At 40.7% G+C, this 25716-nt stretch carries 19 protein-coding genes; 12 read left to right on the top strand and 7 right to left on the bottom strand.

The window, feature by feature from the left end:
* Window positions 1-56 precede the first annotated feature (56 nt).
* The gene (locus tag QPX86_RS02530) at window positions 57-2081 is read right to left on the bottom strand and encodes a multiheme c-type cytochrome (RefSeq protein ID WP_220752066.1); all 2025 of its coding nucleotides are present in this window, start codon (window positions 2079-2081) and stop codon (window positions 57-59) included.
* A gap of 495 nt (window positions 2082-2576) precedes the next feature.
* Here QPX86_RS02530 and QPX86_RS02525 point away from each other — a divergent pair, with 495 nt between their 5' ends.
* From QPX86_RS02525 to QPX86_RS02510, 4 genes are all read left to right on the top strand, one after another.
* Entirely contained in the window at window positions 2577-4553 is a 1977-nt protein-coding gene (locus QPX86_RS02525; RefSeq protein WP_220755614.1) for a heme lyase CcmF/NrfE family subunit, read from the top strand.
* Window positions 4550-5032 (top strand): cytochrome c-type biogenesis protein, encoded by a 483-nt coding sequence (locus QPX86_RS02520; protein ID WP_220755615.1) that lies wholly within the window; start codon window positions 4550-4552, stop codon window positions 5030-5032. The genes QPX86_RS02525 and QPX86_RS02520 overlap by 4 nt, the downstream gene beginning before the upstream one ends.
* The gene (locus QPX86_RS02515; protein WP_259651407.1) at window positions 5025-5609 is read left to right on the top strand and encodes a TlpA family protein disulfide reductase; all 585 of its coding nucleotides are present in this window, start codon (window positions 5025-5027) and stop codon (window positions 5607-5609) included. The genes QPX86_RS02520 and QPX86_RS02515 overlap by 8 nt, the downstream gene beginning before the upstream one ends.
* 191 nt (window positions 5610-5800) lie before the next feature.
* A complete protein-coding gene (locus QPX86_RS02510) occupies window positions 5801-6379 on the top strand; it encodes a nucleoside triphosphate pyrophosphohydrolase family protein (protein WP_285164031.1) in 579 nt (192 codons plus the stop codon).
* A gap of 92 nt (window positions 6380-6471) precedes the next feature.
* Here the strand turns inward: QPX86_RS02510 and QPX86_RS02505 are convergent, their stop codons facing one another.
* The 4 genes from QPX86_RS02505 to uvrD all read right to left on the bottom strand — a co-directional run bounded on the left by QPX86_RS02505 (window position 6472) and on the right by uvrD (window position 11893).
* The gene (locus QPX86_RS02505; protein WP_285164030.1) at window positions 6472-7482 is read right to left on the bottom strand and encodes a hypothetical protein; all 1011 of its coding nucleotides are present in this window, start codon (window positions 7480-7482) and stop codon (window positions 6472-6474) included.
* A gap of 87 nt (window positions 7483-7569) precedes the next feature.
* The gene (locus QPX86_RS02500) at window positions 7570-8457 is read right to left on the bottom strand and encodes an alpha/beta hydrolase (protein ID WP_285164028.1); all 888 of its coding nucleotides are present in this window, start codon (window positions 8455-8457) and stop codon (window positions 7570-7572) included.
* 112 nt (window positions 8458-8569) lie between these two features.
* Window positions 8570-9451: a 4-hydroxybenzoate octaprenyltransferase gene (gene ubiA, locus QPX86_RS02495; RefSeq protein WP_285164027.1), complete on the bottom strand. Its 882-nt coding sequence runs from the start codon at window positions 9449-9451 to the stop codon at window positions 8570-8572.
* A gap of 273 nt (window positions 9452-9724) precedes the next feature.
* Window positions 9725-11893: a DNA helicase II gene (uvrD, locus tag QPX86_RS02490; protein WP_220755621.1), complete on the bottom strand. Its 2169-nt coding sequence runs from the start codon at window positions 11891-11893 to the stop codon at window positions 9725-9727.
* A 1412-nt stretch (window positions 11894-13305) separates the two neighbouring features.
* On the opposite strand from uvrD, the gene QPX86_RS02485 reads away from it, so the two are divergent.
* The 4 genes from QPX86_RS02485 (at window position 13306) to QPX86_RS02470 (ending at window position 16101) form a co-directional block, all read left to right on the top strand.
* Window positions 13306-13599 (top strand): hypothetical protein, encoded by a 294-nt coding sequence (locus tag QPX86_RS02485; RefSeq protein WP_285164025.1) that lies wholly within the window; start codon window positions 13306-13308, stop codon window positions 13597-13599.
* A 169-nt stretch (window positions 13600-13768) separates the two neighbouring features.
* Window positions 13769-14035 carry a hypothetical protein gene (locus QPX86_RS02480; protein WP_285164024.1) on the top strand — a complete coding sequence of 89 codons (267 nt, stop codon included), beginning with the start codon at window positions 13769-13771 and terminating at the stop codon, window positions 14033-14035.
* 336 nt (window positions 14036-14371) lie between these two features.
* Window positions 14372-15564, top strand: a protein-coding gene (locus QPX86_RS02475) for an IS3 family transposase (RefSeq protein ID WP_285164023.1) whose coding sequence is annotated in 2 segments (ribosomal slippage) — window positions 14372-14677 and window positions 14680-15564 — 1191 coding nt in all. Because the reading frame shifts where the segments join, the coding sequence is not laid out codon by codon here.
* 132 nt (window positions 15565-15696) lie between these two features.
* The gene (locus tag QPX86_RS02470) at window positions 15697-16101 is read left to right on the top strand and encodes a DUF4279 domain-containing protein (protein WP_285164021.1); all 405 of its coding nucleotides are present in this window, start codon (window positions 15697-15699) and stop codon (window positions 16099-16101) included.
* A 1279-nt stretch (window positions 16102-17380) separates the two neighbouring features.
* Here QPX86_RS02470 and QPX86_RS02465 read toward each other — a convergent pair.
* Window positions 17381-17737, bottom strand: a complete 357-nt coding sequence (locus tag QPX86_RS02465) for a RidA family protein (protein WP_220755248.1) — start codon at window positions 17735-17737, stop codon at window positions 17381-17383.
* Window positions 17738-17974: 237 nt separating this feature from the next.
* Here QPX86_RS02465 and QPX86_RS02460 point away from each other — a divergent pair, with 237 nt between their 5' ends.
* On the top strand, window positions 17975-18895 hold the full coding sequence (locus tag QPX86_RS02460) for a LysR family transcriptional regulator (RefSeq protein ID WP_285164019.1): 921 nt from the start codon (window positions 17975-17977) through the stop codon (window positions 18893-18895).
* A gap of 115 nt (window positions 18896-19010) precedes the next feature.
* Here QPX86_RS02460 and QPX86_RS02455 read toward each other — a convergent pair whose 3' ends face one another.
* Window positions 19011-19553 carry an outer membrane beta-barrel protein gene (locus QPX86_RS02455; protein ID WP_220755246.1) on the bottom strand — a complete coding sequence of 181 codons (543 nt, stop codon included), beginning with the start codon at window positions 19551-19553 and terminating at the stop codon, window positions 19011-19013.
* 416 nt (window positions 19554-19969) lie between these two features.
* Here QPX86_RS02455 and QPX86_RS02450 point away from each other — a divergent pair, with 416 nt between their 5' ends.
* Genes QPX86_RS02450 through QPX86_RS02440 form a run of 3 tightly spaced genes read left to right on the top strand, consistent with a single transcriptional unit; the run spans window position 19970 to window position 25582 of the window.
* Window positions 19970-21064, top strand: a complete 1095-nt coding sequence (locus QPX86_RS02450; RefSeq protein ID WP_220755245.1) for an efflux RND transporter periplasmic adaptor subunit — start codon at window positions 19970-19972, stop codon at window positions 21062-21064.
* A gap of 2 nt (window positions 21065-21066) precedes the next feature.
* The gene (locus QPX86_RS02445) at window positions 21067-24117 is read left to right on the top strand and encodes an efflux RND transporter permease subunit (RefSeq protein WP_285164015.1); all 3051 of its coding nucleotides are present in this window, start codon (window positions 21067-21069) and stop codon (window positions 24115-24117) included.
* Window positions 24104-25582: an efflux transporter outer membrane subunit gene (locus QPX86_RS02440; RefSeq protein ID WP_220755243.1), complete on the top strand. Its 1479-nt coding sequence runs from the start codon at window positions 24104-24106 to the stop codon at window positions 25580-25582. Before QPX86_RS02445 ends, QPX86_RS02440 begins: the two co-directional genes overlap by 14 nt.
* Window positions 25583-25716: the final 134 nt, after the last annotated feature.

The raw sequence follows: 25716 nt of genomic DNA, 5'->3' as shown, positions 1-25716 counted from the left end.
CTGATGCCGAGCTATTAAAAAATGGCCACTAGCAAATGCCAGTAGCCATCAGGGCTTTACATTTTTTTACCATTAAGAATGGCTTGAGCTTGTGTCACGTAAGTTAATGCTGCATCAATACGTTTATGGGTATAACGCGCACCATGGACACCCCAAGAACCGTCTTTTTCAAGTAAGGTCACTGCATCTTGTGCTTTATCTGCTAACAGAAGAACTTGTGATTTATCTTCAACAGATAACTTAGTCACTTCTAGTAGTTGGTCGATAGCTTCAAGTGCACCTACTACTTGAGCGTAGGTTTCTTTGATAGGTTTCTGGAACTTCATGACTTCACCGTAGATCTCTTGTTGATCTTCGTAGTGTAGGCTTGGGTCAAGTTCAGATTGGAACTGACTGTGACAACCTTTACCGTTAACAACGTTGTCGTCAGAGATAGCAGTACGAGCACATGACCACATTAAGTCTAAGTAGTTGTTTCCATCAGCGTTCTTAGCAACAGTCCAACCTTTCGTTGTTGCTTCACGTGGCTCACCTTCTGGTGGGTTCAGTGTTTTCTGAGTTGGGTCTACTTCGATTTTCCACATGTGTGACTTACGAACAGCATCGAAACCAGCTTGGTCAGGGAACTGCATCGCGGTGAAGTTTTCACAGCTACCCATGTTAGGCATATGACAGCTTGAACAGCTTTGGTCGCTATGTGTTTTAGTGTTTGCTGCGATTTCTGCTTGCGCAGCATGACAGTCTGTACACTCTTTCTTCATTTTCGGTTTGGTATAACCAGACTTCCAATCGTTGCTTGTTACTTCATGTGGATCATGACAAGTAGCACAACGCATGCCTTTTTCGTAATGCTTAGAAGCAAACATTTGTGAACCTTCGGTACCACAAGAAGGACATGCAGACTTCATTTTCACGTTAAATGCATACTCTAGTTTGCCTTCGCCTTCTTCAGCTTCAGCTAACTCATCAACATAGTTGAAACGTTGGTGACAACGTTCACAGTTAGATGGCATTCCGCCGCCATTACCACCGTCTAAGTGACCACCTGCGCCATGACACTCTTCACAGGCAATACCTTTAGAAATGGTATGTTCACGTAGTTTTTCAGGATCGCCCAGTGCAGCTAAGTATTCATCTTTGCTCTGGAAGTCAAACTTAAAGCTATGACAAACTTCACAGTAAGAACTAGCTGGTTGGAACAACATTTCTTTTTCGTATTTCGCGCCGTATGAGCTCATGCCCACTTGGTGAGAACCACTTAAACCAAATGCTTTACCTTCATTTGTTGCAGGAAAATCTGGGATAACAGCATTGATTTTGGCTGCCATTTCAGGGGTTAACCACTCAGCCCAACCACGAGAGAATTGGTTACCACCAGCAACCATTTTACCAGTGCCATCTTTTAGTAAACCATCGCGGATATGATATGTACCACGTACCATCCACGCATCAATGAAACCATATTTTGTACGAGGCGTACCAACAGTTGCATAAATCGCATCAGGGGTAATACCATCCGCTAAGATAGAAGTATCTTTAGTGTTGTACATGGTTTTGTTTAAATCGTTATCAACTTCTTCGTGCTCCCCAGGGAAACGAATAGTTTTAGCGTGACGAGAGCGGCTCCAAGCTTCATATTGCACCGCGTGACACTCACCACATTTTTCAGGTCCGACAAACTTGTTTGGATAATCAAGAATTGATTTCGCACCAAGACGATATTGAACCGCGCTTGGGCGTCCAACACGTTTACTGTATTTTTGGCTATTACCGGTATCTAAATATTCTTCACCACGGTCACTGATGTGGTAATCACCCACTAAGTTACCTTCTTCGTGATATTTAAATAAAGGGTGGTTTTGGAATAAATAATCAAAAAGTTCTTTTTCTTGAACAATATAATCTTGAAGCGTTTTAACACCTTTAGATTCTTCATCGCCATTTGAATTAGCAATAACTTTTTGAGCCGTCTTCCCCATCGCTGGTACGCTATCATATTTACCAGCGGCATTCGCATTGCCAACAATGCCAAGACAAACTAGCACACTCAGTGCAGCTATCTTGTATTTAGCCTGTTTCATTGTCCCACTCCTAATCATCATTACTTTATATTTTTGCCGTCGAACCTGGCAGTTCAGCGAACGATATAATTAATTTGAGCAAGACCTAGTTTAAGGATAAAAACATGGAAATTATTGAGCTAGATCACAGCATAAAACGCCTTAGAGCTAACAAAAAATAAAACCAACATTAACCTTTTTAAACAGTAACTTATTTCAATTTTTATTTAATTTTTTATATAAAAAGGCGATTTTTTTATCTATAAAAAATAATAAATTCAAATTTTATAAAATAAAAACAATTCAACATTAAAATCAGCAAAATTAATAAGATCAACCTCACAGAAAAATTCATACAAGAAAGATAACCTCCACCTTAGCTTTTATTTAAAGACAAATATTAAGCAAACAACAAGAAGACTAACATTAATTAATATTGGATTAGACTTGTTAAAATAAATATTGAACAAGTTAAAAATAAACTATTAATCAGGTTTTAATTGAATAGGTAATAATATGATCCCAGAAATTGGACATTTACTCTTAATAATAGCCACTGGGTTATCATTATTGTTAGCTATTATTCCTATGATGGGGATATATAAGAGAAATGATTATTTGGTGAGTTATTCACGCCCTATCAGTAATATGATGTTATCGGCTTTTATGGGCGCAATAATATGCCTAGGTATTAGTTTTTTAACCAACGATTTCTCTGTCGCTTATGTTGCTGACCATTCAAATACACAACTAGCGCCTTTTTATAAAATTGCGGCGATATGGGGCAGCCATGAAGGCTCTATGCTGTTTTGGGTCAGTGCAATTGCTCTATGGACAGTAGTCATAGCAAATACTGCTAATAAAGAAGATCATCAGTTCTTTATTCGTACGGTTTCAGTTTTAGCTGCCATTATTTTTGGTTTTAGCTTGTTTATCATTTTCACTTCTAACCCGTTTATGCGTTTATTGCCGAATTTCCCAATAGAAGGTCGCGACCTTAACCCTATTTTGCAAAATATCGGCTTAATCATTCATCCACCTTTACTGTTTTTAGGTTATGTCGGGCTCACAGTATGCTTCGCCGCAGCTGTGGCAGTACTCATGGGCAAACAGTTTTCAAAACAACACGCCCGTTACTTGCGCCCTTGGGCGATATTGGCATGGGTATTCTTAACAGGTGGAAATGCATTCGGTTCATGGTGGGCATATAACGAACTAGGCTGGGGAGGATGGTGGTTTTGGGACCCTGTAGAAAACGCATCATTTATTCCATGGTTAGTTGCTACAGCACTCGTTCATTCTGTGATTATGAGCGAACGCCTAAGCCAATGTAAAAAACTGACTCTTTTCTTAGCCATTCTTGCTTTTTCATTAAGTTTGCTAGGCACCTTTATTGTTCGTTCAGGCGTCGTGCAATCAGTACATGCATTCGCTGCTGACCCTACTCGAGGCATGTCTATTCTACTATTACTACTGGTGTTTTCAGGCAGTGCTCTAGCGTTATTTGCTGCGCGTTCCCATCACATTAAGACCACTGATAAATTTGCCTTACTTTCTCGCAATAGCCTGATATTGATGGGTAACTTACTGTTAGTCGTAGCGGCTTTATCTGTACTTTTAGGTAGCTACTATCCAATCATTTATCGCGTCATCACAGGTGTCACCATCTCGGTTGGTGCACCTTACTTCAACAGTATCTTTGTGCCCATTTTAGTCATACTTAGTTTGCTTATGGGGCTAGCACCGTTACTACGCTGGCAACTAGATAAAACGAGTAACTTGAAAGTGCCGGCATTATTATTTGTCATTTCAGTTGTATTAGCAGCCATCATCAACCAATCGTTTGAACAAGCTAATGCTTGGTTCTTTATTGGACTAATGTCGGTGACTTGGTTGGTACTCACCTTAATCATTGCCATGATCCAACATCAATTGCATGCCAGCTCTTTAATACAAACTCGCCGTTTTTATGCTATGTGCGTTGCTCATTTGGGCGTCGCAGTCGCTATTTTTGCTGGTACTGTGGTATCAAACCTCGAGCAAGAAGAAGTGCTAAGCATGGGGCCAAACCAAGGACGTGAGCTTGCCGGATACACTTTCGTATTCGAACAAACCCAACAAGTATCGACCAACAGCTATGATGCACTGCAAGCCAATATTCGCATTACAGATGATGAAGAAAATATTGTTGGTTACGCATACCCACAACGCCAAACATTCAAAACCAACGGTATGCAAATGTCAGCGGCAGGAGTGTACTCCACTATAGGGAAAGACTTATACGTCTCAATGGGAAATCAACTTAATGAGACAGAATACCTCATCCGCATTAGTTATAAACCTATGGTTAGTTGGCTGTGGATAGGCGCTTTATTAATGATGCTAGCTGGATGTGGTGTTGTTCTTGGGTGCAGAGAACAAAGCGTTCAACAAAGCACGACTTCACATGTAAATAGCCACAGCTCCAAGAAACTGCGGGAGGCCACCTCATGAATCAATTAGAACGCGTCTTCAATATATTAACTAGTCCAGTATTAACTTTGCTTTTAGCTGTCTGGCTTATTTGTTTCGCGTTGACTGCCGATGCCAATACGGACAACAAACAATTTTCACGTGCTCAATACTCTGCCGATGAGAAGCGCCAGCTTGGTTTTGAAATCGCTCAAGAGCTGCGCTGTCCTTCTTCAGACAATCGCAATTTATTTGATTCAGAAACCCAAATAGCTAATGAGCTCAAGGGACATATTTTTAAAAAGCTCGACGAAGGTCAATCTAAACAACAAATCATTGATTTTATGGTTGCGCGATTTGGCGAACGGATCCGCTACACCCCAAGCCTTAAATTAGGCACGTTAGCGTTATGGGTTATTCCATTTGGATTAATTCTACTTGCTGCCATTGGAGGCATCGCTTGGATCAGAAAACAACAAGCCACGACTGAAACCACATCTTATGAGAATTATTATGAATAAATTACTACCACTCACCATGCTATTACTCACAGGCAGTCTTCACTTAAATACCGCAGCAGCGCCAAATGATGTCAAGGTTTACCAAACTGGCGAACCAGTGCAAAAACCAATGGTGATGTCTCGTTTTGTTGAACTTAAAAATGCTAGAAAAATTAAAGACATTGATTTTAAAGATCAGCAGCAAAACCCGGTAAATTTAGAACAATACCAAGGGAAATTGGTCATGGTCAATCTATGGGCAACTTGGTGTGCTCCCTGCATTAAAGAGATCCCTGCAATGCAAGATATTAAAGTGCGCAATCAAGATAAAGATTTCGCTCTTGTGCCTATTTCCATTGATGAAGACCCAAGCAATATCGCTCCCTTTTTTGCAGAACACGGTTTTGAAGATTACGCCACTTGGATAGACCCTGAAAAGAACATTGATTACATCATGCCTGCTGACTTAATACCGGCTAGCTTCATCTTAGATGGACAAGGCAATCTCGTTGGCTTTGTTCGTGGTTACATTGATTGGACAGATGACGGCGTTCAGCCATTTATAGACGATCTTATTGCTAAATATGCTCATAAATAACGGCATCAGTTAAACAGTTTCATCATCATAAAAGGTTAATTTTCAACCTCCGCTCAATCCCTGTTAACCGAGCGGTTTTTTTTATTTATCACGGCGGCGATATCATTTGATAGCGCCGCCGTCTGTCTTGTAGAACTTAATGTAATTCATTACCATAATCGCCTATTTCTATTTTCTAGGCTTATTGAACCATGAAGTTATCTGTTTTAGACCAAGCAACATTTGACCACCTATACCGAGATATCACACAATTCCGCAGCACTTTTGATTTACCTATCGAAGATGCGACAAGCCTAGATCATAAAGCGGATACCCTTCATACCTCACTCATCATTGAAGAGTTAACAGAACTAGCTGAAGCTGATTGCCGTGTTGAGCAAGCTGACGCCATCATTGACTCGGTTTATGTGCTCATGGGGCGTTTAGTACATTTAGGCGCTAGCAAAATCACTGACCGCATAGAAATTAGCTACTTAGTTGATTTGCTTTTATGTGTGGCTAACAATCGTGAGATTAACTTTATTGAGTGTTGGGATGAAGTCCACTCAAGCAACATGAGTAAAGTGTGCCGTAATGAGCAAGAATTAGCCGAAACAGTCGCGCATTATGCCAAGCAAGGCGTTGAAATTGTTGGCAGCACCAAAGGCGAGTTTATCATTGCCAAGTGCGCAAAAGACGTAGAAATGGCGGGTAAAGTCGTTCGCCAAGGTAAGGTATTAAAATCCGTTTATTACCGCCCTGCTGACTTAGAGAAGTTAGTGACGAACTAAATACCATTCGCGTAACTACTTAACATAATAAAATGCGCTCAACCTTAGGTTGGGCGCATTTTTGTATGTTGAAAATGAAGATGTAGTTACCGCTAAGCCTCTGCTTGTTGTTGGCAGTCTTCGATAACTAACTTGAGCAGCTGTGGTTTATCAAGCACTAATAGCAATTGTTCAATTGGCTCAGGCATTTGTCCCATGGCGCCAAAATATCGCTGAGTTTGCTTAAAGTCGACAATCACATTGGCAGTATCACCGCGACCAACAAATAAGATTTCTTCAGCAGTACTTTTAGCCGTTTCAGCGATAGTCACTGATTTAATATCGTTGATATCAACCATGAGTAAGCCCCACATACTATTGTTAACCACCAATTTTTCATCGTGCATATACAGTGAGTAATGACGAGATAATCTGTAGTTGGCAATAAAACTCAAAAAGCCATAGCCCACAATCGCTGACACTAATACCGCAGCAATTTCACTCCAATCCACCAATAATAAATACGCGATAGTAGAGCCTAAAAAACATAATGAAATCATTAACCACATGAACCACATATTGGCGCTAATTAACCTAATATTGGCTATTGCTTTGGGGTGGTTAGCACTAAATTTAGGGATACTGTAAAACCAATTAGCCGCTTCACCCGCCATTATCATGCCCACCATTTGGCTTTTCTCATCCTTATTCATGTTCAGTGCTTTTATTCTCGGATCGCCTTTGAGTTTTCTCGCATGCCATAACCCTTTCACCACACTGATGAGCAAATACATTTCCAGTAGAATGATAATCACTATAACCGGATATTTAATCCACATCATAAATTCAAAATAGCTGGCAATTTCTGGCGGAAAACTCAAACGAGCCATCAACGCACTCAAACTTAGAATCATCAATATTTTCCATGTTTTTTGCTGACCAATATTGATAATCGCTATCCAATACAAGATCGGTAAAACCAAGAAATACAGTGCAGACATTCCACCGACAATTGTCATCTCATAAGCACTATTAAGTTGCTCTGGTAACACCTGAAAACCGATGACATAACTGATAATAGCAAGGGCTAAAAAGCCCAAACGAAATTTCATAGAACGTTTCACAATACACTCCTTGTAACGCTAAAACGGTGAGGTGGCTGATTGTTGAGATAATTGATTGTTGAGATAATTGATTGTTGAATTCGCAGATTAGTGCAAAGCCAACCTATTTTGCTGAGGCAGAAACCAGCTAAGACCTTGTATCGCGGCCGTTGGAAATGCCATGCTATGATCCGCTTCGGCAATGACCTGTAATTTGAGATTAATCCCTTGAGTCGCCGACAGCCTATTTTTTTGCTCCAAGATGGCTTTAAATTCCTTCGCATCATTAACCATATCATGGCCAAAATCAGTCAACTCAGCCGTTTCGTATTCGCCAATGGCAATGAACACATTGGCATTGATGCTTTTAAGCATAAAGTCACTGGAACGAAACTGCTTCATCAGTTGTTTGTCGTTAAACCACAATGATGGGCTACTCAGTAGGTAATTACTAAACAGCTCAGGCTGAGTCAGCAAGCTATATGCGCCAAACAACCCACCTAGAGAGTGACCCACAAGGGTGTTTTGGTTCGGAATAGTGCGATAGGTTTTATTAATGTGGGGCATCAATTTATTAGCGATAAAACTCAAATGTCGCTCGGCTTCACCCGTCTTACGTTTCCAGCCTTTATCTGCAATAGGTGTATAGTCACGAATACGACTGGCGGCTGGGCTCATACCTTCTTGCCAATCAATGCCGACCAAAATGGCTTGCTGCATTTGGCGCATATTCATTGGCAGACGAGTAACACCTGAAACCACTTGAAAGTTATACATGGCATCAGTCATATAGATCACTGGGTAATACTGAGCCGGATCGTTCTCTTGATAGCTATTAGGTAACTTAACAAACACCTTATAGCTTCTATCTGAGTCTTCTAAAGTAAACGACGTGGAGTTAGGAATAGAAAAGGCATCATCAGCCTTTACTGGTGTCGCTAAGGCTGATAAAAACAGCCCGGCTGCCGCTACAACCAGCAATAAAAAAGTGTGCATCAGCTATCCTTGTTGATGTTGTTTTAGCGCGATTTATTGGTGCTGAGTCTCATTTAAGCTCAGCCTTCTCCACGCTATTGTACCGTTTTTGGCTGATAGTTTTTAATTTATATTAGTAGGGCAACATATAATCAGCGGCTAAAGCCATAAACAAGGCGAATCCTGCCCAGTTATTATTTAAAAATGCCTTAAAACACAGCGCCCGTTCGCGGCCAAAGATCAGATACTGCTGATAACCACTAAAAAGAATAAATGTGCTAATGCCAATGCTGTAAAACAAACCACGTTCAGCTGACCAACCCGCTAAGATAAAGAAAACTAAAGCCGCTAGTTGAAATAAGGCTATCCACTGGCGATCGTAGCTGCCAAATAAAATGGCAGTAGACTTAATGCCAACTTTTAAATCATCATCCCTATCAACCATGGCATACATAGTGTCGTAAGCTACAGTCCAGCACCAATTAGCAGCAAATAACCACCACGCCTCAACAGGCACATAACCAAGTTGGGCGGCATAAGCCATAGGTATTGACCAACTCCAGACGATGCCCAAAAACATTTGCGGCATATTGGTCACCCGTTTCATAAACGGGTACATAATGGTGAGAATAATCCCCACCACAGAAAGCTTAACCACCAGTGGATTTAAAAATAACACCAAGCTAAACGCAATCAGCGCCATGACGATAAATAACATCAGCGCTTCTTTGCTGCTGACTTCTCCAGAAGCTAATGGTCGATGTTTAGTACGCTCAACATGAGCATCTAATTTTCTGTCGGCAAAATCATTAATGACACAGCCGCAAGCTCGCATGATAAAGACACCGAACACAAAGATAACTAATACCTTCATATCTGGCATACCGCCAGCCGCTAACACCAGCGCCATTAAGCATGGCCACATTAGCAATAATGTACCGATGGGCCTGTCTAAGCGCGTTAAGCGCTGGTATATCGAAATTTTCTGCTTTAGTGTCCATGAGGATACTGCCATGGCTAACTCACTCCCACTTTTTGAAGTTTATTCACTTCTTATTCGCCATTCTGGGTTGGCGTTATTTATGTGTGTTTGCCAAATGAATAATCTAACATGCTAAGGGCGTTTTAAAACACTTGTTTATCGTGGATATAGCGACAATGGTCACCATTTGCTCAAAATCTCGTTCCAATACCAATTATTCTAGCTACCCCATATCAGATCATTTGGCTCAGAATAGCTAAACAGCCCTTCACCAACTGAAAAAGCTGCTTTGGATCTATATACCGTCTAGCAAGACTCTAGCTTTGCCAGTGATACCAATAACCACTTACTGCCAAAATCCGTAAAGTTAACCTGAACTCGGGCTTTATCAGCTGTGCCTTCAAAGTCGGTCACGATTCCCTGACCAAACTTAAAGTGCTTCACTTTTTGACCGACTTTAAAGCCACTGTCATTAGCAATGGATTGGCGTGGTACGTTAAAACGACTGCTCATTGAGGGCGCCGATACCGACGCTTTCATACGAATTTCTTCGACGTATTCCGATGGGATTTCACCAATAAAACGTGAAGGACTGGCATAATCTTCACGGCCATAAATACGACGAGACTCAGCATAACTGATGTAGAGTTTTTGCATCGCTCGGGTCATTCCCACATAACATAAACGACGTTCTTCATCTAAACGGTCACCTTCATCCAACGCCATTTTGCTTGGGAAAATACCTTCTTCAACCCCAGCCATAAACACCATTGGGAACTCAAGCCCTTTAGCTGAGTGCAAAGTCATTAACTGCACCGCATCGGTAAACTTATCAGCTTGCCCTTCACCTGCCTCTAATGCCGCATGGGATAAAAAGGCATTTAACTCGCCCATATCTTCAAGCTCTTCTGGCATTTCAAAGCTGCGTGCTGCAGTAACTAATTCATTTAAGTTTTCTACACGTGACTGGGCTTTTTCGCCTTTTTCAGCTTCGTACATAGCCCGCAGACCCGAACGCTGGATCACGGTGTCAGCCATGCTATAAAGGCTCATATCGCTAGTGTCGGTACGCATACCAATCACTAAGTCCATAAACCCATTAACCGCATTTGCCGCTCGGCCTGTTAATACTTTTTCTTCAATAAGTCGCACGCTTGCTTGCCACATGGTCATTTCTTGCTGACGGGCAGTAGAGCGAATGATTTCTAAGGTGCGATTACCAATACCACGAGTGGGTGTATTAACCACCCTTTCAAAAGCAGCATCATCATCTTTATTGTTGATAAGACGCATGTAACCCATGGCATCTTTAATTTCTTGGCGTTCGAAGAAACGTAAGCCACCGTATATTCGGTAAGCTAAGCCCTTATGCAATAAGGCTTCTTCCAGTACACGCGACTGCGCATTAGAGCGATATAAAATAGCGCAATCGGCAAGATTGCCGCCACTAGCATGCCATTCAGCCATTTTTCCGACAATAAAGCGCGCTTCATCCATTTCGTTGTAAGCGCAGTAAACTGATATCGGCTCACCGGCCTTATCTTCAGTCCACAGTTTTTTGCCCAAACGTTCAGGGTTATTGGCAATTAACTCATTCGAGGCATTCAAAATGTTGGCTGTAGAACGGTAATTTTGCTCAAGCCTGACGGTATTTGAACCTGGGAAGTCGGTTAAGAAACGATGTAAGTTTTCAACTTGAGCGCCGCGCCAACCGTAAATTGATTGGTCGTCATCACCCACAATCATCACATTGGCCGATTTACCAGCTAATACACGGATCCACGCATACTGAATCGCGTTGGTATCTTGGAACTCATCAACCAAAATGTGCTTAAAGCGTTCTTGATAATGTGCCAACACATGAGGTTTATTGAGCCATAATTCATGGGCTCGCAGTAAAATCTCAGCAAAATCCACCAAGCCTGCGCGATCGCATGACTCTTGATAAATCTTGTAGATGTTTAATAAGTTCTGCTCAATAGGAAAGCCGCCTGCATCAATGTGCTTTGGACGTAATCCTTGGTCTTTTTTGCCATTGATATAACCTTGGCATTGACGTGGTGGATATTGCTTTTCATCTAAATTGAGGCTTTTAAGAATACGTTTCAATAAACGTAATTGATCGTCAGAGTCGATGATCTGAAAGCTTTGCGGTAAGTTCGCATCTTGATAATGGGTACGCAGTAAACGATGGGCTAATCCATGGAAGGTACCAATCCACATGCGGCCCATATTCGTGCCGACGACCTTCTCAACCCGCTCGCGCATTTCTGCCGCCGCTTTATTGGTAAAGGTTACCGCTAAAATGGAGTATGGACTTTGTTGTTCAACCTGCATCAGCCAAGCAATACGATGGGTTAATACCCGCGTTTTACCACTGCCTGCCCCAGCTAAAACGAGCATACTTGAAAGCGGTGCACCCACTGCTTCGCGTTGCATTTCGTTTAGGCCATCTAATAATGATGATACGTCCATTGGTCCTCCCAAAAATCAAGCGGGCAGTATATCAGTTCAATGGCGTGTGATCCTAGGGTGCAAAGAGGCTTAATCGTATAAGCACGGATAACAAGCGATGAATACCTCACTTGAGGTTCGTTGATAGTCAAATTAAGGAGGAGATAATTAGGTAATTGTGCGTTTATTTTAAAGTTTTGGGTTAACGTCGTAGTGTTCTCTCTATTTCCAAACTCCGTTTGGATTAACGTCGTGGCGCTTTGCCCACACCAGAGCAAGAAGGGTGAAACTGCTCACCCCTTTTGATTCTTTATAAACCATAGTCCCAGCAGCTCCGGCGAAATTTAAATAGCAAAATTTCCAACGGAGAATCATCCAGCTTTAAACTTCGTTTGTCGTTCTAACGTATTTGTGCCCCCAAAGTTTGTTTTATTATTTTTGAAAAAATCAACGTCGTGGCGCTTCGCCCACACCAGAGTCAAGGGGAAAGCGCTTGTCCCCCTTAACAAACCCTCAGCGCCCCTAACGAAAAATGCTGGAAAGCGCATAATTTTCGATGGGGATTGATCCAACTTTAAACTTCGTTTGTATTCCGCTTCGATCATCTTCAAAAATCACTAACGCTTCCGATGGAGGCGTCCCTTCCCCTCGAAAACTAGCCTGACATCCATGTCAGGACTCACGCGATTCTCTTGATGTTCTCAAGCCTACTTGATACACAAATGAAGCTAAATCGAAGAAGTAATAATCCCAGTGTAGATGCAGCAGCGAGCTTCCAAAACATGGATGTTTTGGCAGAGCTTACAGGGACCCTGCCTTAAATAAAGAATGCAGCATCTCGCAGTTGTATCTGCACATAAGGTCGCTCTTTCACATCCATGTGATCGCGACATTTCGTTCGTCCTGTACATCCCAGCGGCAGGCAATGGATTAGATTGAAGTAGTGATCTTCTTTAACCAACCCAATATAAATGAAGTGAAAAGTTAGTGGTTATAACACGTTTATGCCACAAAGTTAGTTAGAACCAAAGCTCTATTTAACAATGCTTATCTTCGTTTTCCATAAACATTTAAATGAAATTGCTTTTTACAGTTGCCATCCTTACAGCCTAGATTGCACAATCTAATGAACTGTTTTTATATACAGGTATAATGGGATTTGGCTTAATTTAAATCAAACAGCTCATCAAATAAGTCTAAAGTCGTAATTCATGCTTAACTAAAAATCTATAATTGTCTGATAATGTTGGAAATAAATTTCATTACTTATTTTTTAAGCGACTTTAACGCGCAAGCTCGGTTTGTTTTAGGATGCCAAGATAATTTTATTGCTTTACATCAAAGACATAGAGAATGTAGGATTTTATAAATCAATAACTTAAACGGCCGACTTTATCAGGCGTGCCGTATAATAAGCTGTTAGCTAGGTAGTAATGGAACTTCGAAAATTAATTGAGTCTATTGAGAACTACAATGATGAAGGCATAATTTTTGCCGAGTTGATTGAGGGGAGTTACCTAGCTTCTTCAGATGCTCAGGTAATTGAAATGTCAGATGAAGAAATGTCATTACCGACATCTGAAGTTGCTGAAAAATATTGTTCTGGTAAGGCGTATTTTCTAGAAGTATTTTTGGTCAAAGAAATGTTGGATTCCATGAGGCAAGAGCATATAGGTTCAAACGAAGCTTGTAAGCGAATTATTCATTATGCATTACACGATGCTTAGCTAACAAGCTGCTAAATTCAGATTCACCAAGGCTGTCATGCCATTTGCTGAGCAAATCGCCCGCCAGCACATGGTTCACTTATTAGCAGGGCGTTAGCTTACTAAATACATATATATGAAATGTTCAACTTTATTTGAAAATATAAAAAAGTATTGGCCTAATGAGCTTGTGATTGACGAAAACAATCCAGATCAATTGAATCAATTGTATTGGAGTGTTGAAGAAAAAATCGATCACGAAAAAGAACATTGGCTTAGCGTTTCTGCATGGGCATTTCATCAAGCTATAGATGAATTTATAGATTCAGAAATCGCGAGTGGTAAAAGTGTTATACAAATGTTACATATGCCAATGCAACTATTTAATAAACAGGTACTTTTCAATTTAGACGATGATGATTGGAAAGAAGAACGTTCAGTGTATGAGCAGTCGTAAGCTAACAAGGCGTTCAAACTCACCACACGGTAGTGTGTAAGGATGCACAAATGAACATAAACGCAACGTCTGCAGGCCAAGTCATATTCATTAATTTCTTAATTATGCTCTATTTTACTTTGAAATTTGCTCGGGGGAAATCTGATAACTTACTACTTGTAGGTTTTTATACTTTTCTTTTAAGTTTTCTTTTCTTTCCTGCTAGTTGGCTTTATTGCTGGTACTGGTCAAGAAAGAGATCTAAAGTGGAAAGTGAGTTATAACAAGCCATTCAAGCAGGACTGTGCTCTTCCCCCAGTTTAGTAGACACCTCCTCATCACTTTGAGGAGGCTAAAATGCCTAGATATACCCAACCAAGAAAGACATGGTTTTATCCTGTAAAATTCAAAATCAAAGCAGTCCAGCTAAGCTTAAGAGATGATGTCATGTCTAAGGATGTTGCTCTAGCTCTTGATATTCACCCGTTAATGCTGAGTCGTTGGCGAAAAGAATACAAAGAAGGTAAGTTTTCTAAAGCCCCTCGCTATCCAAGCAACAATGAAATTATGAGTAAGCTACCCACTAAAAATGAACTGAAGGCTCTCCAGAAACTAAAGAAAGAAAATCAGCGGCTTAAGCAGGAGAACGACTTGCTAAAAAAGTGGCAACGGTATCTGGCGGAAGTACATCAGAACGATTTGGATTCATCCAAAAGTTCGGACAAACACTAGGCGTCAAATACCTATGCTCTTGGCTAAAAGTATCACGTAGTGGTTACTATGCTTGGTGTCATCTTCTTGTGTCCTTACGAGCCGTTTCTGATGCAAATTTGCTGATTAAAATAGAACAAGTGTTTAATGCTAATCACCAAACATATGGCAGCCCCCGCGTCTTTCACGCTCTTAAAAAAGAAGGAGTCATTACCAGTGAAAAGCGAGTTGCTAGGTTGATGCGAGAGCATGGTTTAAGGGCTCGGTCTTTAAAGACATACAGTAAACCAGCGAAAGTAAAGTTCTTCTATAAAGCGATTGAAAATAAGCGTAAAGGTTTGGCCAAAGCGACAGGTATGAATCAACAATGGTCAGGAGATATTACGTATTTAAAAGTAGGGGCTAGGTGGCATTATTTAGCCGTTGTCATCGACTTGTATTCCCGCCGAGTCATAGGCTGGGCATTTGGAAAGAACAAAACAACAGAGTTGACTTTAAAGGCCTTGAAGCTCGCAATAAGAAAGCGTAAACCCAGCGAGACTGTTCTGTTTCACACCGATAGAAGGGCAGAATACAGAGCTCATGTGGTTCAACAGTATTTAGCGTGTCACAACATTAAAGCCAGCATGAACAGGCCTGGTTGTTGTACAGATAATGCAGAGGTCGAGTCTTTTTTTCATTCATTGAAAGCGGATGTAATCAGAGGAAACACATTTGAAACGAGCACTAAATTACATTCTAAGCTCAAAGGTTATTTAAACTATTTCTACAATAGACAGCGCCTGCATTCGAGCTTAGGATATAAAACACCTGTTGAATTTGAGCAGAAATTATTTTGAAAATGGACGGTGTCTATTTTATCGGGTGTAGATCACTTTTAACAGTTGGCTAGGTTCCGCTTCGCTTCACATTTTAGCCAACAATTAAAAGCCTCTTAATGGGGCGTTATGCAGATAAGTTAAACTCAAACTATGGCATGTACATTGACCTATGCGACATTAAGGATTTTCTCTTCTGAACTGTCGCCTGAAAAAATCACAGACTTAATTGGTTTTAATCCTACAAAGGTTAAAGCTATTAATCATGATTCCAAATATAAGCATGAGCGAGAATTTAATTATTGGGCTTTTTCTACTAAGGATTTATCTGATTCAACTGATAATGTAGAGCACCTTGAGATAATCCTAAATAACCTGCAAGATAAACTCGAAGTTATGAGTAATTTGCACAAGTTAAATTGTTCAACTGACATATTTTGTTTTTGGGACTCTAATGGTCAAGGTGGTCCATCAATGACAGTGGATTTAATGAATAGGCTTGTTTCATTAAACCTTAATATATCTTGGGACATTTACTTTGACGATGAATCTGCATAACAAGAAATTAAACAAGGACAAAAGGAGTTAGACTTTGTTTCTCACCTTATTTTTTATCTTTCTGATACTAGTCGTAATGTTTGAGGCTAGTGTTACTTTGATAAATAAAAAAGGCATCTCAATTTCTATAGTCTTCACTCTCATTGTTATTGCATTAACGTGCGCTTATAGCTTTTATTTTGAAGGTTCAGATTATGCGAAAGAAACTAGGCCATTTAAATTACTATTCGTTGATTTTATTGTCTCATTTGTACCACTTGGAATTACTTTTACATTTGCGTGGTTTTCTAGGCATTGTACACAAAGAACTATCCATGTCATTGCAGTAGTTACTGCATTAGTTCAAACAGCCTTATTTCCAATTTTTGTATTATTTACAAGTTGTTATACTGGTCTGGATTGCGTATAAATGGCATATAACAAGCCACTAAAGACGGGACACGCAAAAGCTTGCTCGGTTCCGCTTCGCTTCACATTTTAGCAAGCTATTACTTGGCCCCTTAGTGGGTCGTTATATGCCCTGAAAGGATTCGGAATGTCTTGAATAAATTTAACTATAGAATTGATTCAGCGCCTAATTTCAAGGCCACAATAATTCGACATATCGTATATGCAATTCTTGTGTTTTTAGCCACTTTCTCGGTAGTTTATTTTACGCACTATATGGGAGGTCTTTTAAACGTTGACGTTGAGCAACCATTGAGAGAAATGCCAACCCAAATAGTCATCATGGGACTAGCTGGAATATTAGTTACTTTTATTATTGTATACGTGGTTGTACTCTGGGTAGCTAGAGCAATATTTGCAAAGCTCAAGGTGTAAAGCGGGCAAATAACAAAGTAATTAAGAGCGGACATCTAACGGTTGGATGGTGTTTCGTTCCTCAACAATTTTAGCCAACCATTATCTGGCCTCTTATTGCGGCGTTACCATATATCCACTTGCCATACATTCCTTAATTAGACTCATCACTTTAAGTGCTTTAACTCTAACAAGCTTTTGTCCAAAAATGAGTTTGGAAGTGTTCAAACTTTACCATCAAAAAGTCACGTTCATGCTCATTTAAATTCTCAAGCGGTTGCCTTATCACCGCTCATGACAACGCGAGTTTTTTCAATCTTTATTATGGTCGCACAATAATAGCCAAAGGAATTAACCTACCAATGGTTATGCGAACAAGACTCAAGTAGCCTGAGGCTACTTGAGGGAATTGAATGCTGATGGGTAACAATGGATCTGAGATCTAAACCGATTCATTGCCCTATTGACATAAAACTGTTTAAGCTTGAATTTCTGCAGCCACGACAGAAATTTCAACCAATAGTGCCTCACGTGCCATTTTTGCCGCAACACAGGCACGAGCTGGTGCGTAACCTTCAACCACCCATGCGTCCCACACCGCATTCATTTCAGCAAAATATGACATGTCTTTGACATAAATAGTGGCTGATAACATATGCTTTTTATCACTGCCTGCTTGCAGTAATAACGCCTCTACTTTATCCAACATGGTTTGAGTTTGTTCGGTGATATCTTTAGTGGCATCTTGGCAAACTTGGCCACATAAATAGATAGTGCCGTTATGCTTCACGATACGACTCATGCGGGTTTTGGTTTCCATGCGTTCAATGGTCATGATTGCTCTCTTAAAATGGGACATAAATAGACGTCCAATATTATCCGCCATAACAATCAACAATAACAACTGAGAATCGCTCAACTGCCATTAGTGTTTGTAGCCAAGCTATTGCTATTTACGCCTTTGATATCAAGGTAAAGCTGTGAAGTCATAGACGAAAATATCAGCTAGAATTGACAGAGTAAATACCATAAAACTACACTGGTGTATTGCAAAACTAATAAAGAACAGCACATGCACATCAATGACTTAGAGTTATTTATCGCGGTAGCAAAATTAGGTAGTTTTTCTAAGGCCGCAGAATCGTTAGATACTCGACGCGCTTTAGTGAGTCGCCGTATTGCTGAACTCGAAAAACATCTGGGTGCACCGCTGTTTATTCGCACCACCCGCGCTATGTCATTAACTCCTAATGGTGAGCAATTTCTTGAGCAAGTTGAGCCTTTAGTCGATCAAATACGTAATGCCGCTCACGTGATGCGCAATCAACAAGCCAAAGTACAGGGTAAAATTCGTATTGGGCTGATCCCCTATAGTGACAAATTACTGCAACGCCATATTGCTGAATTTATACAACAATACCCTGAAGTGCAGCTTGATATATTCATGATCCATGGTGATTATCGTGATCTCACCCGCCTAGGATTAGACTTTATTTTGTATTCTGGCGAGCTCAACGACAGCAGTTTCATCGCTAAAAAACTCACAACTTTCAAACTAAAGTTATTTGCAGCACCAAGTTACTTTAACAATAGACCCGCCATTAATTGTATTGAAGACTTAAGCGAACATTTCTTTATTGGTAGGCGTGAATATGACGGAACTTTAGAGTCTCAAGTGACATTAAATGAGCAAACGATCAATTTAAAATACAACATTATTACTAATGAAATTAACTCACTTCTCAACTTTTGCCATGCCGGTTCTGGCATTGCCATTTTACCTTACAGCATTGTGGCTGAATCAGTTGACTCAGGACAGCTCATCGAGGTTTTACCTGAATTAGAATCAGAGTCATTTGAGTGTTTTTTAGTGTACCCAAGCCGTAAGCATTTGTCGTCTGCAGCTAAGTTGTTTGCTAACACTGTGATTGAAATGGCTGAAGAGTTACATGAAACCGAGTCAGTATTTAGAGTTAAACAAAAAAAGGCATAAAACTGATATTTCAATTTTATGCCTAGTGATTACAAGAGATTTAATTAAGGTAACTCAATAAATATTGACCTACCTAACCAATGGGAGGCGTAATCAAAAAAACGGGTTCAACAGATTAAAACTTATAATCTAGAGTCAGATAAACTTGCTGACTATTTTCAATTTCAATACCGTTCTTGCTGTAATCTTGCTCTAAGTAGCGATAACCTAAATCTGATGAAAAGTGTTCATTCCATTTGTATTGCACACCAACTTGGCCACCATAAACGAAGTCCGTAGAAGCTTTGCCTGCCACTTTATTATCGTTCGCGCCGGCAACAACACCCACAAATAAGTTTACGTCTTTATGCATTGGGATCAGGTAGTCATACGAAACTAGCCAGCTATATTGCTCTTGTTTGTACTTATTGCCAGAGTATGAAAATTTGTCTTCCATGTAGCCAAAAGTACCAGTAAGACGATGCTGCTCATTGATAAGTGCTCCAACTCGCAATTGCCAAGTCATGTCTTCTGTATCTTTGTTGATATTGCCATCAACCGAGTCAGTTTGAAATCCTGCTCCAGCGCCGACAAAATATTCAATATCTGCCGCTTGGGCTGCTGAAATACTACCGACCATCATACCGGCGACTAAGACTGCTTTATTCAATTTATTCATAATATTCACCTTTATTTTCAATTACTTATTTGCTTCAACATCCCTGAATGACAAATTCATCTTATAAAAATGATTTCAGAATAATAAGCCCCTAAATCGGTTCTCTCAGTCTCATAAATCGAGACAATCATATTAAAGGCAAGCTGTTGAATAATAATGTAAAAGTAAATAACAACTCAAAGAGGCAGCTTACAACAAATGCCTACAATAACATCACAAATACTCATAAAAACAAACCTATCTAGTTCATTGCTTTAACCTACCCATAAAAATAATTCTTCTGTACTTAAGGAATAAAAAATCCTCTCCTTTTTATGATTGTCTCATTTTAAAGGACAATAAAACTCAATTTCCCCCTCTAATGTTTCAGCTTGTATCAGCCTAGAATTAGCCATCAAATTTTAGAGGAAAACGTAATGAAAGCCATGACCAGCAAACTATCAACACTGAGCTGTTGCCTTTTGGCCTTAACTGCTTGTAGCGAGCAACCACAAGTTGCCATTAAAGTAATGCAACCAATTTCGGTAATTCAACTTGATAAACATATGGATCAACATTCATTGCGCTTTTCTGGCGTAGTTGAAGCACAAGAGAAAGCAGACTTATCTTTTCGCGTTTCAGGTACATTGAATGAATTGCTCTTTGAGCAGGGAGATAGCGTTAAAAAAGGTCAGGTAATAGCAAGGCTTGATCCTCACGATTATCAAGTTAGAGCCAACGAGCTCACTGCGCGTCTAGCCGAAGCTGAAGCAAGTTTACAACTAGCCAAAGATGAACTTAAAAGAACTCAAATGGCCAGTGATGACAATGCGATATCTGATATTAGATTACAAAGAGCCAAGACTGGGGTTGTTCGTGCTCAAGCAGGTGTTGATGTGGTCACGCTCAATCTACAACAAGCTAAAGATGCCTTACGATACACTGAGCTTAAAGCTCCATTTGACGGCGTTATTGGCCGCAAGCAGTTTGATAACTATGAACAAGTTATTCCTGGTGTTGCTTTTACCACGATTCATCAGCCAAATAGTCTCAATGCGATTGTTGATATTCCAGAGGCGCAGCTTAACGTATTTTATAAAGATCAAGTCGCGTTAATCGGTTCAAATAATGAACCTCAGCAGCTAAATGGCCAAGTTACTGAAATCACCACGGTTCCCGATCCTATCAAGCGTACCTTTAGTGCGACAATTGCCATTTCTGACACATCAGAAAACCTATACCCAGGCAAGGTAGTCAATGTTCGCATAAATGATGAAACTCTTGATCCCAATAGCATTTGCTTGCCATCTACTGCGTTAATCAGCAAAGAACAATCGATGTACATTGCGACATTAGTTGATCAAAAAGTACATAGGGTTCCTGTCGAGGTGACTAAAGCTGGCCGTAAGCAAACGTGTATTATTGCTAAAGAAGGCAATAAATTAACCGGCCTTGAAACCGTTATCGTAGCAGGCGCAGCTTACTTATCAGACGGCCAATTAGCCACTAACCTGGTTGAATTAGGAGAGTAGTCATGAACTTTGCTGAATTTGCTATTCGCCAACGGGTATTTGTTACCTTTTTTACCGTACTGGCTGTCATTGCTGGTATTTATTCTTACTTTGACTTAGGCAAATTGGAAGATCCGTCTTTTACTGTTAAAACTGCCGTTGTCGTCACTCTATACCCAGGTGCTTCTGCCAGTGAAGTTGAAAACTTAGTCACTGATAAGGTCGAAACGAAGCTGCAGGAAATGGCATCTTTAAAAACACTACGCTCGCTATCAAAGCCTGGTGTTTCAATGATTTTTGTTGACCTAGTCAGTAAAACCTCATCATCTGCTTTACCTCAAGAGTGGGATTTACTCCGTCGTAAAGTCAATGACATTCAGCTTGCCTTACCGCCGCAAGCTCAAATCAATATCGTTCAAGATGAGTTTTCAGAAGTGTATGGCATGCTATTCGCCATCCACAGTAATGATGCTGAAGCCTACCAAATAAAAGATTACGCAGAGGAATTGCAGCGTCGTCTTAAGGAAGTGAAAGGTATTAAAAAGATTGAGCTTCACGGTGTACAAAACCGTGTTGTGCATATTGATATCAGCGATGAACGTATTGCAGAATCAGGGTTATCTTCAGCTCAAGTGCTAAATCAACTCAATAGTCAAAATATGTCGCTTGATGCAGGCAGCTTTGATGTGGGCATTGAGCGCCTTCGCGTGGCACAAAGTGGTGCTTTTAATAGTATTGAAGACATTAAAAATCTTTCCATTAAAACAGGCGTTGGTAAGTTATCGAGTGGCTTAGTTCGTCTAGGTGATGTAGCCGATATTTACTATGATTATCAGAAGCCTGCATTAACAAAAAGCCGTTTTAATGGCGAACCTGCAATTACCCTCGCAGTCAGCCCTGTCAGCGGGATTAACGTAGTATCGCTCGGTGATGAGTTAATAGATATTATCGACAGCTACCAAGCCGAATTACCTCTGGGCGTTACCATTAGCACGATTGCGTTTCAGCCTGAAGAAGTGCATAAATCTATTACTAGCTTTGTGTCTAACTTGATTGAAAGTATCGCGATTGTTGTCGTTGTACTACTAATCTTCATGGGCTGGCGCAGTGCAGCCATTGTGGGCTCAAGCTTACTGTTAACCATTCTATTCACTCTCATTTATATGAATGTGTCTGGTGTTGATCTACAACGAGTCTCTGTCGGTTCATTTATTCTTGCTTTGGGTATGTTGGTCGATAACGCCATTGTTATCACTGATATGTTTGTTGGCAAGCTCAAACAAGGCATGGCGAGATTAGAAGCGGCTAAAAGCTGTATTAGCGAAACGGCTGTACCATTATTAGGTGCAACAATCATTGCTATTATGGGCGCCTCACCAGTGATTTTCTCAACCACTGATGCCTCAGAATTCTCTATTTCAATCATTCAAATTTTAGCTAGCTCATTACTACTGTCGTGGGTTATCGCTATGACTATCACTCCGTTAATGTGTTGGGCATTTATTAACGCCGAAGCTAATGAAGGTGAGTCAAAACCCAATATTTTCATGACTAAGCTTCGCTTAGCAGTGCAATGGGCTATTCGTCACCCTAAGTACACCATCACATGGGTATTGGTTGCCTTTTCGATGACGATTGCGTTAGTTCCTTCAGTTAAAGTGAACTTTTTCCCAAGCTCTGATAGAGCCATGGTGTTTCTTGATTATTGGTTACCTAACGGCAGTCGTATTGAAGATGTTTCAAGTGATATGAAACAGATTGAACAATGGTTAATGTCACGCCCTGAAGTCAGCAGTATTTCGACTTCAATTGGTGCCAGCGCCCCACGATTCTCTGTCACCGTTGAGCCTGAGCCAATGGACAGCAGTTACGGACAAATCCTGATCAACACCCATGATTTTGAAGGGATCAACAAACTCGTTACCGATGGTAATACATGGTTAGCAGCTAACTTCCCACAAGCGCAACCACGCTTTAGAGACTTAAAGCTGACTACTAAAGATAAATTCAACATTGAAGCGCGTTTTTCCGGTCCTGATCAAAAAGTACTGCATCAGCTATCAAAACAAGCGCAAATCATCATTAATGCGCACCCTAACACCCGTTATGTTCGTGATGATTGGCGTCAAGAAAGTAAAGTAATGATCCCAGTGATGAACCAAGAACAAGCACGACTTGCAGGAATTAATCGCACTGATATTTCGTTAGCTTTAAAGCGCGCTACCGATGGTTTAACCGTTGGGCAGCTGCGTGAAAATGACACCTTAATGCCAATTTTATTCAAGTCGACTAATGCCAGTATTGATGACATTGGTGATATCCCAGTACGCTCATTTATGGGGCTGCACAGTGTGCCATTAGCTCATGTTGTTGATGACTTCGAAATTGAAGGTGAGCAAAGCATGTTATGGCGCAGAAATCGCGTGCCGACATTAACAGTTCAAGCAGGTGTTGTTGGTGATGCTGTTGGTAAAGTACGTAATGAAATTAGTGCTCAAATTGAAGCGATTGAATTGCCTAAAGGCTACAAGCTTGAGTGGGGTGGCGAGTATGCTGATGAAAAAGAAGCTGTTGATGACTTAATCCAACAAACACCTAAAGCATTCTTAATTATGATTGTTATTTTAATGGCATTATTTAGCGCTTACCGACAACCCACCATCATCTTCATGCTAGTGCCATTAGCTGGGATGGGCGTGTGCTGGAGTTTGTTGCTATTTGATAAACCATTTGGCTTTATGGCTTTAGTTGGAGCAATTGCCTTATCGGGGATGATCATTAAAAACGGCATTGTATTGGCCGATCAAATTGAACTAGAGCGAAAAGCAGGTAAGTCGCTAGATGACTCAATCTTATCAGCAACCCTCAACCGTACTATGGCTATCTCAATGGGCGCACTGACCACCGCATTAGGTATGGTGCCACTGTTAAGCGATTTGCTATTCGATCAGATGGCGGCAACCATTATTGGAGGCTTATTTGTAGCCACCTTCTTAACCTTGCTGTTAATGCCTGCATTATACAAACTTTTCTTTAAAAATGACTCTCAGGAGGTTGCCAATGAAGAAGCGTAATCTATCTCTGCTTATTGGCCTCTTACTTACAGGTTGTAGCATGACACCCGACTATCAAGTCGAAGACACTATCAAGCTTGATACTGTGTATTTGCATGACGCTAGCCAAGGCGAAAGTCAAATCGAACACGATGCTTGGTGGCAACGTTTTAACGATCCACAGCTTAATCAGTTAATTGAACAAGTGCAGCAACAAAACATCACTATTCAATTAGCGGCCCAGCGGATTCAATCTGCTAAGGCTTATGAAACAAGTGTGTCGTCATTTAAAATACCGACAGTCTCTGTAGGAGCCGGTGGATTTTCATACGGGATATCTGAAAAAGATCCACTATTAGGTGCGGCGGTATCTGGCATTAATTTCGGTGGCCAAAATTTGGCATTGGATAATGATTATCAAGGCGCTGTGGTCGGGGCTAATATCAGCTGGGAAATGGATATTTTTGGCAAAATTGACTCACTCAGTAATGCTGCAAGTATTCGTATTGAGCAAGCCGAAATTATCCAACAAGGCATGGTGACCTTAATCACTGCAGATGTAGTCCATAATTACCTGCAATATCGCGGCGCTCAAGCAAGATTAGCGATTGCCAAGCGCAATATTGATGAGCAAGAGCAAACCTTGAATATGGTTAAAAGCTTGGTCAGAAGTGGTTATGGCTCAGATCTCGATTTAGCCAATGCAAGCGCTGCGCTTGCAACGGTAAAAGCGACCCAAACCGTGTTTGAAACAGCAGAAAAAGTCCATTTGTACCGCATCTCAACCTTACTTGGGCTACACCCATCACAAGTGACTGATAAGTTTAGCCAAGCGCCTTTACCTTTAGTAACAGGGCAAATTCCGGTTGGATTACCATCTGACTTATTAAAACGTCGTACCGACATTGCTTTTGCAGAGCGTGACATGGCCGCAATTAATGAAGAATTAGGCGCGAGTATCGCCGCACAATACCCAAGTTTTTTCATTACTGCATCGCCTGCCACGTTAGCCAAAAATGTGGATGATTTATTCAGTTCAGGTTCTGCCTCATGGATGGGCGGAATTGGGGTTAAATGGAACTTAATCGATGGCGGCCGTGGGCAAGCGATGGTGGACTTACAAGAGTCTCGCTTTAAGCAGGCAAGCTTAGGCTATCAGCAAACCGTTAATGATGCGTTTAATGAAGTTGAAACCACCTTAATGAGTTATGGCAACAGTCTTAAGTTTTACCAGCAGCTCAGCACAGCTGCAGATCAAACTCAAACTGCGGTAAGTAAAGCTAAAAGTTTGTATAAAGCGGGCTTGATTGATTATATACAAGTCCTTGATGCACAGCGCCAAGACAATCTGATGCAAGATAGCTTAGTTGTCGCTCAGCTGAATATTGCCAGTAATTTGATTTTGGTGAATAAAGCTTTGGGCGGAGATTGGACAGCTGTTTCAGAGAAAACTACTGTTAATACTGCTATGGCATCAGCAGAATAATTCGTAAATTTAAAATCCCCTGTGCTTCATCTTAATGCGATGCTCAGGGGATTTTAACGCGTTCAACTGTTAAAGCGGTTTATACATTAGTGGTTAATGCAGTAGTAGTTAATACAGTGTGATTAATACATTGC

The sequence above is a fragment of the Shewanella goraebulensis genome (genome assembly GCF_030252245.1).
In the GTDB taxonomy this organism is placed as follows: Bacteria; Pseudomonadota; Gammaproteobacteria; order Enterobacterales; family Shewanellaceae; genus Shewanella; species Shewanella goraebulensis.
The sequence above is the reverse complement of the archived record's forward strand: the minus strand, read 5'-3'. Positions and strand labels throughout refer to the sequence as shown.